This is a genomic window from Actinosynnema sp. ALI-1.44 (assembly GCF_001984155.1).
Classification (GTDB): Bacteria; Actinomycetota; Actinomycetes; order Mycobacteriales; family Pseudonocardiaceae; genus Kibdelosporangium.
On record NZ_MTQO01000045.1, the window covers coordinates 297005 to 307757 of the forward strand.

Below are 10753 nucleotides of genomic sequence, written 5' to 3' on the forward strand. Positions count from 1 at the left end.
GCAGTCCCTCTCGTCCCCCTGGTCATCGTCAAGACAACGGATTCTGCACCGCCGGGGGTGGAAAGTGAACCACCCGAAAGTTTGTGTCTCATTTCGTCGGTGGAAGCCCGAAAACCGGAAACAGAGACGGATCCATGAACGAGACCGCATGAATGATGCCGCGTGCCGTCACGGTCAGCACCTGGATGCAATGTGCCTGGTAGGGGCCGCCCTCGTGGTGACGCTGCCACCACGCTATGGCAGGCTGGTCATTCGCCGTTGTCCGGACGAACTTGACGTTCTCCGGCGCGACGCACCACAGGCTGGCCAAAAATCGCCCGATGTCACCCGGACCGGTGAACCACGTCGGAATAGGCGGCATCTCCCAAACGGCGTCATCCGTGAGCAACCGCATAAGCCCGGCGTTGTCGGAATTCTCGAACGCCTTCATCAACCGCTCGACCGTGGATATCGCGATCGGGTCGGCCGGTTCGACCACGTCGTCCTGTGACAGGTCGCCGACGTGCGCCCGCGCCCGCTGCAGCAGGCTGTTCACCGCCGCCGTGCTGATGTCCAGCAGATCCGCCACCTCATTGGCGCGCCACATCAGCACGTCACGCATGATCAGCACCGCCCGCTGCCGCGGCTGCAGGTGCTGCAGCGCCGCGATCAGGGCCAGCCGGGTGGTCTGCCGTTCGTCCACGGCCTGCGCCGGTGTCGGGAACGGTTCGAGCCAGAGGATCTCGCCGCTCGGCTCGGCCAGCGGCTCGGCCGGGTCGCCCGGCGGGCCACCGAGGCCGTGCGGCAACGGCCTGCGTCTGCCCCTCTCCAGCGCCTTCAGACACGCCCGGGTGGCGATCCGGTAGAGCCACGTGCGCAACGACGACCGGCCTTCGAAGCCGTCGTAGGCACGCCATGCCTGCAGGTACGTCTCCTGCACCGTGTCCTCCGCGTCGTGCACCGACCCCAGCATCCGGTAGCAGTGCACCAGCAGCTCGCGCCGGTACGGATCGGCGAGCCGCGTGAAGTCCTCAGTACTCGTCATCACACTCCCTCCACAGGTACCGATCCGGCTCACGCGTGAAACTCATCGGCTCACTCCGGAAGAAGTGGCACGGATATTCCAGGGTCCCGGCCGAGCAGCACAGCCCGGGTGACCGACGACGAGCCGAACTTGTCGTGCACTGTGTCCAGGACGGTGTCCAGCGCGCTGTGGACGCCTTCGTCGAACGGCAGCATCAGCTGCACGGAGTCGTCGTCGTCCAGGTTGCCGACCGAGATCCCGATCAACGTCAAACCGGCGCTGTCGATCACCGGCATCGCCTTCGTGACCAGGACCCGCAACGCGGTCAGGATCTCGTCGGTCGACGACGTCGGGTGCGGCAGCGTATGGGACCGCGTCGCTCTCGTGAAGGCCGCGAACCGCATGCGCAAGACGACCGTACGGCCGACGCGTCCGGCCGCGCGTAGCCGTCGGGTGACTCGATCGACCAACGCGACAACCGTGGCGTCGATGTCCTCGGGGGTTGTCAGCGCGCGAGACGCACGCTGCGCCCCCATTGAGCGACGACGGCGTCCGACGTGCACCGGGCGAGGGTCGTAGTTGTGAGCGAGCGCGTGCAGATGACGGCCCAGTGCGCGGCCGAGCATCGAAACCAGCATGGACTTGGGCAGGTCGGCCACGTCACCGACCTTGGTGATGCCGTGGTCACGCAGCTTCGCCGCGGTCACCTTGCCGACGCCCCACAACCGCTCGACCGCGAGCGGGTGCAGGAACGCCAGCTCCCGGTCGGGCGGGACGACCAGCAGGCCGTCCGGTTTGGCCACCCCACTGGCCACTTTGGCCAGGAACTTCGTCCGCGCCACCCCGACCGTGATCGGCAACCCGACCTGCTCGCGGACGTCCTCGCGCAGCTTCGCGGCGATGTCGGCCGGGGTACCCGCGATCCGGCCGAGGCCGCCGACGTCCAGGAAGGCCTCGTCGATCGACAGGCCCTCCACCAGCGGCGTCGTGTTCCGGAAGACCTCGAACACGGCCTTGCTGGCCTGCGCGTACGCCGACATCCGCGGCGGCACGACGATCGCCTCCGGGCACAGCCGCAAGGCCCGGCCGCCGCCCATGGCCGTGACGACACCCCGCCTTTTGGCCTCGTAGCTGGCCGCGAGCACGACACCGCCGCCCACGATCACCGGCCTCCCGCGCAACCGGGGGTCGTCGCGCTGCTCGACCGCAGCGTAGAACGCGTCCAGATCAGCGTGCAGTATGGTGGCGCCCGTCACGAACACATGTTCGCATATTCAAACTCGTCGAGACACCGATGAGTTTTCCGGCGGCAGACGTTTCATGTGATAGATCGACCGAAACGAACCGCCCGAGGAGGCACCACCATGGACTGGAAGCTCGAAGTCGTCATCGTCCCGGTGACCGATGTGGACCGCGCCAAGCGGTTCTACATGGACCACGCCGGGTTCACACTGGACGTGGACTTCAGCGCGGGCGAGTCGTTCCGCGTGGTGCAGCTGACCCCGCCCGGCTCGAAGTGCTCGATCACGCTGATGCACAACGAGGAGTGGGCCGGGCACATGATGGGCCTGCAGGTCGTGGTGAACGACATCGACGTCGCGTACGCCGAGGCCAAGGGCCGCGGGGTGGATGTCGAAGAGATCCACTGGTACAAGGACGGCGTGCCGACGCCGGGCCACCACCCCGAGCGCGTCGACTTCGGTACGTTCTTCTCGTTCAAGGACCCTGACGGCAACAACTGGATCGTGCAGGAATCCGGGCGGACCCAGTGATCCCCTCCGGCGCCGACTTCGAGCGGCACCGCCGCGAGCTGCACGTGCACTGCTACCGGATGCTGGCGTCGTTCGACGACGCCGAGGACGCCGTGCAGGAGACGTTCCTGCGGGCCTTCCGCGGCAAGGACAAGTTCGACGGCAGCGAGCATTTCCGTGCCTGGCTGTACAAGATCGCCACCAACACGTGTCTCGACGTGATCCGGCGACGCTCCAGACGGGTCACGGTCGTCAACTCGTTCGCCGAGGTGCCGTGGCTGCAGCCGTACCCGGATGCCCTGCTCAACGAGGTCGCTCCGGAAGCGGACGAGCCGGACACCGCCGCGGTGGACCGGGAAACCATCGAGCTGATGTACATCGCTGCCATGCAGGCACTGCCCGCCCGCCAGCGGGCCACGTTCATCGCGCGGGACGTGCTGGACTGGTCGGCCAAGGAGACCGCGGCCTTACTGGACACCAGCGTCGCTGCCGCCAACAGCGCCTTACAACGGGCCAGGGCCACCATGCAGGAGCACCTGCCGCGGGAGCGCGCGGAGTGGTCGAAGTCCGACTTGAGCGAAGAGGAACGAACCCTCCTCGCCCAGTTCATCGACGCGCACGAACGCCTCGACGCCGAGACAGCGGTGGCACTGTCCGCGAAGGACATCCGCGTCACCATGCCGCCGTTGCCTGCCCGCTACGACGGAGTCGGCGCGATCGCCTCGCTGCTGCAGCGCGCCTTCGGCCCAGACCGCGACGGCGATTGGCGCCTGATGCCCACCCGAGCCAACCGCATGCCCACGGCCGCAAGCTACCTGCGTCGCCCAGGCGACACAGTGTTCCGCGCGTTCAAAATCGACGTCCTGTGGATCCAGAACGGCCTCATCGCCGAAATCACCACCTTCGGCCCAGAAATGGTCAAACACTTCGACCTCCCGGAAACCCTATGACCACCGCTGAGCGCTCCGCGCCACCAAGCAGATACCACCCGCCCTCCTTTCCCACCACTATCCCGCCAACCGCCACCCCACTGCCCACCACTCTCTGCCAAGAGTCCACGACGCAGGAACGCGTTCAACGCGTGCTTCCACCGCATCGTCCACCGGGCCTGCCCGGTACCGATCGGGGCCAGGCCCTTGCTGACCAGATACAGACATTTCAACGCCGCCTGCTCGGTCAGGAAATGCCCACGCGCCCCGGGCCGCAGGACGGTACCGCGCGTTCATCGACTCCATCGCGTTCATGGAACACAACACCCGTCCGATCTCCACATCGCACTCCGAATGTGATGAACTCCGCTCATTTCGTTGCCCCACGACCGAACCACCGCATCACACAGACCATGGTTCTTCAATTCCACCAACGCATGCATCCAACCTTCGCACCCTCACCACCCTGCCCGAGCACATCCCCCTTCCGACGTCACACGATCGCCGCGTACGCCGGCCGGTCCGCGACACCGTCCTTTCGACATCGGCGCACCATAGATCTCGCTGAAGTGCGCCGAGATCTCACCAAAGGGTCGATCCCTTGGCATACAACGACAACACGACCTCGTCCACACTGCCCAGCCGACGCTGCCGCTTGCGAACGATCACCGGCTCGAAACTCGCCTCCCGGTCCCGCGGCACCGCGATCTCCACCGCGTCGGACACCACCGTCTTGGCCCGGGTGCCGTTACGCACGTTCGAGCCCTCCCGCCCGGGCTCGGCGTGGTGCTTCTCGTGGCCGAGGTGCTCGGTCATCTCCGCGTTCAGCGCGGCCTCCAGCACCGTCTTGGTCAGCTGCTTGAGCAGCCCATCCGGGCCGGTCAACGCCAGCCCCTGCGCGCGGGCCTGCTCGATCAGCGAGGCCGCCAGCTCCTCCTGCGCCGACCGCGGCTTCCCGGCCATCTTCTTACCTGTCGATCGTGGAGTCACACCATCCAGTGTCATCACACACCGTGCCCCATCCCGCCGAGATCACCCCGGCGTGTCGGGCCAGAAACACCGATCTTGAAACAGTCCCACCACAACGGCAAGGAGGTCAAGGTAGGTCCGCGGTTCCCTCGCGGTAGATCTTCGCTGTGGCTATCCGTCCACCGCGGATCTGGTAGAAGCCCGCCAGGGGAAAGGTGTGTCTTTCACCGTTCGCGGTGAGGGTCTCGGTGAGCTGGCAGGCGACGCGGTTCCCGTCAGCGAGCAAAGTGTCGATTGTCAGCGACGGCAGGAGTTGTGTCATGGCATCACGGAAGAGCACGGTCAGTTCGTCGCGGCCCCGCAGTGCCGTCACCCCGGTGACCCATGCGGCGTCGTCGGTGAAGCCTGCCATCAGGGCGTCGAGGTCCCGCGCGTTGAAGGCTGCCACATGTCGTCGTATGACTTCGGCCGGGCTGAGTTCGGTCACGTCGGCTCATTCTTCCCGCCTTGTCCAGCGCGACGATCATCGGACCGGCCACCCGTGCCACGATGGGGTTCATGTCTCACGCTTCCCAGGACGCAGCCGCATCCACCAGCTACGACAGCATGGCCGAGGGGTACACGGCCGAGAACGAGACCAGCCTCATCAACGCCTATTACGAACGGCCCGCGACTCTGGCTCTCGCCGGGGATGTCGCCGGTCGGCGGATTCTCGACGCCGGCTGCGGTTCGGGTCCCCTGTTCGCGGCGCTGCGGGATCGGGGTGCCGTCGTGAGCGGTATCGACCTCAGCGCCGGGATGTTGGCGCAGGCCCGGCTGCGGCTCGGCGCCGACGCGGACCTGCGGGTCGCCGACCTCGCCGACCCGCTGCCCTTCGCCGACGACTCGTTCGACGACGTCATCGCGTCCCTTGTGCTGCACTACTTGCCGGACTGGGGCTCGACGCTCGCCGAGATGCGGCGGGTGTTACGGACAGGCGGACGGCTCATCGTCTCGGTCAACCACCCGTTCATGGTCAACCTCATGCACCGGCAGACCGGGCCCCGGCCCGACTACTTCGAGCGGTACACGTGGACCGAGGACTGGACCATGGGCGGCCAGACCGCTCAGGTGACCTTTTGCAACCGGCCTCTGCACGCGATGACCGACGCTTTCACGGCGGCCGGTTTCCGGATCTCCGTCATCGACGAACCGCATCCGGTGCCTGCCGCCCGCGAGCTGTTCCCGGACGACTTCTACCTCCTCGACACGTTCCCGAGCTTCCTGTTCTTCGTCCTGCACGCCGAATAGGCGGGATTACCGCCGGATGGACGCGAGGACGCCGACCGACGGGAGTGTGCCCGCGGCGATGCGGCGTTCCTCAGCTCGGCGGATGGTGTCGAGGACGTCGGAGATGCGGGACGCCGGCTCGGCCCAGGAACCACCGCGGCCGTCGAGCAGACGCCACAGCATGCTCGTGGCCACTGTGGTCAGGTCCAAACCGGCACGAGTCAGTGCGGCCAGCATGGCGGAGCCCCGGTGCAGGAAGTCGTGACCGGCGACCCACGCGTCCAGCAGGTTGTCCGTGGGGTTTTCGACGTCCAGCATTCCGGCGGCGTCGAGCAGTGCGCGGTTGTCGTAGAGGAAGTCGGCGGCCGCGTGGTCCACCAGTTCCCAGGCGAACTCCTCGATGATGATCTGCCCGCCAGCAACGAGCAGCGTGGCGGCGTGGGCGAGGATGTCGTCCAGGTCGTCGGCGTGGTGCAGCGAGCGCGTGAACAGCACAACGTCGTACTCACCGGTGACGTCATGTAAGTCGGCGTGGATGACGGACACGCCGCGTTCGCTTGCCGCGGCGGCCATCTCAACGTTGCGGTCCACTCCGGTGACGTCGTAGCCCAGGTCGACCAGGGCTGCGGCCAGCGCGCCGCGACCGCACCCGACCTCCAGGATTCGAGCTGGCGACGTGGGCAGCAGCGGCTTCAGGTTGGCGAGCGTGTGGGGAACGGCAACGGTCGTGGGATCCATTGGGGCAACCTTAGGTCCGGACTTGCGGCACGGGCCACGTGTTATCGGCGTTCCGGCAGGACACTGACGAAAGAGCGCAGAAGGCCCGCTGCGAAAAATTTCGCCGAGACGTGTCGATCCGGGGGTCACCGGTTCGACGCTCCAGTGAGCCAGCGACCAGCTCGGCTCCCGCAGACTGAAGGGATCAACAGCACCATGCGCAAACGACTGGTGACGCTACTGGCGGCCACGGGCCTGCTGGCGGGCCTGGCAGGGGTGGCCGACGCAGGCCAGGACGGACTGGTGTGGACCGACGCGGGCCCCGTGCGTGGCACGGTCGCGACCGACCACCAGCTGTATCAAGGCATCCCTTACGCCGCGCCGCCCGTGGGTGACCGGCGTTGGCGGTCGCCACAATCCGTCACGCCGTGGACCACGCCCCGTGACGCGACCAAGCCGGGTGCCGCGTGCGCCCAAGCGGGCGGAGGCGGCCAGCCCAGCACCAACGAGGACTGTCTGTACCTGAACGTCACCACGCCGTCCCGGCACGGACGCAAGCCCGTCATGGTGTGGATCCACGGCGGCGGCAACAGCTACCTGTCCGGTGAGGGGTTCGGTGCCCGGCGGCTGGCCGTGCAGGGTGACGTGGTCGTCGTGACCTTCAACTACCGGCTCGGGATCTTCGGCTTCCTCGGCCACCCGGACATGCCCGGCTCGGGCGCGTACGGCATCGAGGACCAGCAGGCGGCCCTTCGCTGGGTGAAGCGCAACGCGGCGTCGTTCGGCGGTGACCCGCACAACGTCACCATCTTCGGTGAGTCCGGCGGCGCGTTCGACGTGTGCGCGAATGTCACCTCACCGCTCTCGCGTGGCCTGTTCGACAAGGCGATCGCGCAAAGCGGCGGCTGCTCCATGACGTGGCCGAACAACGGCGTGATCCACGGTTTCCCGGCCAGTTCCCCGTGGATCACGAAGGCCAAGGCGGAAGCGGACGCGCTCGCGCTGAGCAAGCAGCTCGGCTGCTCGGATGTCGCCTGTCTGCGCCGGTTGCCCGCGTCGGCGTTCACCGCGATCGACCGTGGCACGACCCCGATCGTGGTCGGCAACCAGGTGCTGCCGATCCACCCGGTCGACGCGCTGCGTTCCGGCCGGTTCAACCGGGTACCGGTGATCTGGGGCAACACCCGTGATGAAGGCAGGCTGACCGCCGCGACCGTCCAGGAACCGTTCGACTACACGGGCCTGCTGAAGACCGCTTACGGTGATGACAAAGCCGCCAAGATCGAGGCCGCGTACCCGGCTTCCGCGTATGAGTCGCCGCGCGTGGCGTACGGCGCGGTCCTGACCGATGGCGCGTGGGCGTGCAACCAGCTCGCGGACGACCGGCTGCTGGCCCGCAAGACGGCGACGTACACCTACGAGTTCGCCGACCGCACAGCGCCTGTGGGTTTCTTCGGTCCGCTGTTCCCGCCCGGCTTCCCACCGGGCGCCTTCCACTCGTCGGAAGTCGCGTACCTGTTCGACGTCCCGCCGTTCGAGCTGAACGCCGACCAGCAGAAGCTCGCCAAGCAGATGGTCGGATACTGGACGCGGTTCGCGGCGACGGGGAATCCCAACGGCCGGGGTCTGCCCGAGTGGCCCGCCTACCGGTACAGCGACCGGGCTGTCACAGCACAGTCGTTGGCGCCCAACGCCATCAAGCAGGTCGATGTGTCCACTGAGCACAACTGCGGGTTCTGGTCGGCGATGAGGTAAAACGGATGGGGAGGTCAGGTCGGCATGGATAGCCTTGGCCGAGTGAATTCACCACCAGCGGCACAGTCCATTCTCGCGATGGCCGACCTGGCCACCCCCATGTCCATCCGGGTGGCCGCCACGCTCAGCTTGGTAGAACACGCCGGAAGCGCCGGTGCGACGGCCGGGCAGCTCGCTGCCAAGACCGGCACCCGGGAACCGGTGCTCCGGCGCCTGCTCGATCACCTGGTCACGATCGGCGCCTTCGCCTTCGACCCGGACTCCGGGCACTACCGTCCCACGGATCTCGGCGCCCAGATGGGCCAGGACGCTCCCCAGGGCTTCAAGATCCTGCTGGACATGGCCTGCGCGGGCGGGCGCGCCGAACTCGCCTTCGTGGATCTGCTCGAAACAGTCACCACCGGCACCTCCGCGTACGTGCACCGCTACGGGCGCGACTTCTGGACGGACATCGACGCCGACCCGAAGCTGCGGCGGTCGTTCGACGAGCAGATGAGCTGGCGGTTCCGCGACCAGGTCGCCCAGATCGCCGAACGCCTCGACTGGAGCCGGTTCCCGGAGATCCTCGACGTCGGCGGCGGCAACGGAACCGTGCTCGAAGCCGTCCTCCGCGCCCACCCCACCCTCCGAGGCCGGGTACTGGACCTCGCCCCATCTGCGGCCGCGGCCGTCGAACGGTTCACGGCTGCCGGCCTCGCCGACCGCGCGGGCGCCGTCCCCGGCAGCTTCTTCGACCCCATCCCCGCAGGAGCCGACGCCTACGTGCTGTCCGACATCCTGCACGACTGGGACGACGACCACTCCCGCAGAATCCTCACCGAATGCCGCCGCGCCGCCGAGCCCGACGGCACAGTGGTGGTCATCGAGCCGATACTGGGCAGCGGCACCAGCACAGGCATGGACCTGTTCATGCTGATGTGCTTCAACGGACACGAACGCACAGTCGACGAGCTCATCGCCCTCGCCACCGGCTGCGGCTTGCACCTCACCGCCACGACCCAGGTCTCCGACGGCCGGACCGCCCTCGAGTTCAGCCCAACTCCTGTGGACAACCAATAACCTGTGGACAACCGAAGCCAGTCGGGCTTCAGCCACGCGCCACCGTCGGCACCCCCCGATACGCTGGATATCGGGGGGCCGTGGCCGCCCGGGCCCGGATCGCGCGTGCCCGGCACCATGGCCGGTCAGCCGGGTGTTTTCGCTGTCCAGCATGATTCCGGTGTGGACCTTCGTACTGTCGAGGCGACCCGGTACGTCACCCCCTTGCGGGAGGGCGGTTCGCTGCCGGGCTTGATCGAGGCTGACGACCTCGGGATGTACGTGCTCAAGTTCCGGGGCGCCGGGCACGGGTTGAAGGCGCTGGCCGCCGAGCTCATCGTCGGCGAACTGGCCAGGCGGCTCGGTTTCCGCGTTCCGGACACGGTGTTCGTCCGGCTCGATCCCGCGCTGGCCCGGTCCGAGCCGGACCAGGAGGTCCAGGAGTTGCTGGCCACCAGCGGTGGCCTCAACCTCGGTTTCGACTACCTGCCCGGCTCGTTCGACTTCAACCCCGTCGTCCGCGATCCCGGGCCGGAGCTGGCGGCACGGCTCGTGTGGTTCGACGCGTTGACGCTCAACGTCGACCGCAGTTGGCGCAACCCGAATCTGCTGTTGTGGCACAAGAACGTCTGGCTCATCGACCACGGTGCCGCGTTGTACTTCCACCACAACTTCCGGCCAGGGTGGCGACCCGCGTCGACCTACCGGTTCGACGTCGACGACCACGTCATGCTGCCCGCCGCGGGCCCCATCACCGCCGAGACCGTGCCCACCGGTGTCCTCGAGGAGGTTCTCGCGCTCGTTCCGGACGACTGGCTCACCTCTGACGGCGTGTTCGGCCCCGACCAGGCGCGCGCCGCGTACCTGGCATTCTTCGAGTCACGGCTGGCGAACTCGGACCAGTGGGTGCAGGAACTGGAGGCCGCCCGTGTCGCACGTGTTTGAGTACGCGCTGCTGCGCGCTGTGCCCCGCCAGGAACGCGGCGAGTTCATGAACGTCGGCGTGCTGCTGTACTGCTCGTCGCTGGACTACCTGCGCTGCAGGACCCATGTCGACGAGGCGCGCTTGCATGTCCTCGACCCGGGGATCGACATGGAACTGCTCGCTGACAGCCTTCGGCTGTGGTGCGGCGCCTGCGACGGGTCCACCGCCGCCCAGGTCCGGGACACCTCCCTCGGCCAGCGTTTCCGCTGGCTCACCGCTCCCCGCAGCACCCTGCTGCAGACCTCCCCCACCCACACCGGACGCACCGAGAACCCCGACGACGATCTCGACCGGCTCTGGCGCGGTCTGGTCCTCCCGCCCGGCTGACCGGGCCGGG

General features: G+C 67.5%; 11 protein-coding genes and 2 pseudogenes. 7 read left to right on the forward strand and 6 right to left on the reverse strand.

The features are described 5' to 3' along the window. Positions 1-88: 88 nt before the first annotated feature. A complete protein-coding gene (locus ALI144C_RS22005) occupies positions 89-1024 on the reverse strand; it encodes a sigma-70 family RNA polymerase sigma factor (RefSeq protein ID WP_076989000.1) in 936 nt (311 codons plus the stop codon). A 50-nt stretch (positions 1025-1074) separates the two neighbouring features. Further along, the gene (gene dinB / locus ALI144C_RS22010) at positions 1075-2265 is read right to left on the reverse strand and encodes a DNA polymerase IV (protein WP_076989001.1); all 1191 of its coding nucleotides are present in this window, start codon (positions 2263-2265) and stop codon (positions 1075-1077) included. Positions 2266-2367: 102 nt separating this feature from the next. Here dinB and ALI144C_RS22015 point away from each other — a divergent pair, with 102 nt between their 5' ends. Beyond that, positions 2368-2775, forward strand: coding sequence for a VOC family protein (locus ALI144C_RS22015; RefSeq protein ID WP_076989002.1), 408 nt, complete (start codon positions 2368-2370; stop codon positions 2773-2775). Then, complete coding sequence (locus tag ALI144C_RS22020) at positions 2772-3704, forward strand: RNA polymerase subunit sigma-70 (protein ID WP_076989003.1); 933 nt, start codon at positions 2772-2774, stop codon at positions 3702-3704. The genes ALI144C_RS22015 and ALI144C_RS22020 overlap by 4 nt, the downstream gene beginning before the upstream one ends. Positions 3705-3820: 116 nt before the next feature. Here the strand turns inward: ALI144C_RS22020 and ALI144C_RS57610 are convergent. The 3 genes and pseudogenes from ALI144C_RS57610 to ALI144C_RS22030 form a co-directional block, all read right to left on the reverse strand. Further along, a pseudogene (locus ALI144C_RS57610) lies at positions 3821-4028 on the reverse strand (transposase); the annotation flags it as partial. Between the two features lie 191 nt (positions 4029-4219). Continuing rightward, positions 4220-4688, reverse strand: a pseudogene (locus ALI144C_RS57615) (transposase); the annotation flags it as partial. A 91-nt stretch (positions 4689-4779) separates the two neighbouring features. Continuing rightward, a complete protein-coding gene (locus ALI144C_RS22030; RefSeq protein ID WP_076989005.1) occupies positions 4780-5139 on the reverse strand; it encodes a nuclear transport factor 2 family protein in 360 nt (119 codons plus the stop codon). Positions 5140-5210: 71 nt separating this feature from the next. Here ALI144C_RS22030 and ALI144C_RS22035 point away from each other — a divergent pair, with 71 nt between their 5' ends. Further along, positions 5211-5942: a class I SAM-dependent methyltransferase gene (locus ALI144C_RS22035; protein WP_143230779.1), complete on the forward strand. Its 732-nt coding sequence runs from the start codon at positions 5211-5213 to the stop codon at positions 5940-5942. A 6-nt stretch (positions 5943-5948) separates the two neighbouring features. Here the strand turns inward: ALI144C_RS22035 and ALI144C_RS22040 are convergent, their stop codons facing one another. Further along, entirely contained in the window at positions 5949-6659 is a 711-nt protein-coding gene (locus ALI144C_RS22040) for a class I SAM-dependent methyltransferase (protein ID WP_076989006.1), read from the reverse strand. Positions 6660-6854: 195 nt separating this feature from the next. Here ALI144C_RS22040 and ALI144C_RS22045 point away from each other — a divergent pair, with 195 nt between their 5' ends. The 4 genes from ALI144C_RS22045 to ALI144C_RS22060 all read left to right on the forward strand — a co-directional run bounded on the left by ALI144C_RS22045 (position 6855) and on the right by ALI144C_RS22060 (position 10743). Continuing rightward, positions 6855-8393 carry a carboxylesterase/lipase family protein gene (locus ALI144C_RS22045; protein WP_076989007.1) on the forward strand — a complete coding sequence of 513 codons (1539 nt, stop codon included), beginning with the start codon at positions 6855-6857 and terminating at the stop codon, positions 8391-8393. A 42-nt stretch (positions 8394-8435) separates the two neighbouring features. Then, a complete protein-coding gene (locus ALI144C_RS22050; protein WP_237774254.1) occupies positions 8436-9452 on the forward strand; it encodes a methyltransferase in 1017 nt (338 codons plus the stop codon). Positions 9453-9614: 162 nt separating this feature from the next. Continuing rightward, entirely contained in the window at positions 9615-10376 is a 762-nt protein-coding gene (locus tag ALI144C_RS22055; protein ID WP_237774255.1) for a HipA family kinase, read from the forward strand. Beyond that, complete coding sequence (locus tag ALI144C_RS22060; protein WP_076989009.1) at positions 10360-10743, forward strand: DUF3037 domain-containing protein; 384 nt, start codon at positions 10360-10362, stop codon at positions 10741-10743. Before ALI144C_RS22055 ends, ALI144C_RS22060 begins: the two co-directional genes overlap by 17 nt. Positions 10744-10753 lie beyond the last annotated feature (10 nt).

Bases quoted from the DNA above. Each gene is read 5' to 3' on its own strand.
- ALI144C_RS22015 (WP_076989002.1), top strand. From the start codon at position 2,368: ATGGACTGGAAGCTCGAAGTCGTCATCGTCCCGGTGACCGATGTGGAC.
- ALI144C_RS22045 (WP_076989007.1), top strand. From the start codon at position 6,855: ATGCGCAAACGACTGGTGACGCTACTGGCGGCCACGGGCCTGCTGGCG.
- ALI144C_RS22040 (WP_076989006.1), bottom strand. From the start codon at position 6,659: ATGGATCCCACGACCGTTGCCGTTCCCCACACGCTCGCCAACCTGAAG.
- ALI144C_RS22005 (WP_076989000.1), bottom strand. From the start codon at position 1,024: ATGACGAGTACTGAGGACTTCACGCGGCTCGCCGATCCGTACCGGCGC.
- ALI144C_RS22035 (WP_143230779.1), top strand. From the start codon at position 5,211: ATGTCTCACGCTTCCCAGGACGCAGCCGCATCCACCAGCTACGACAGC.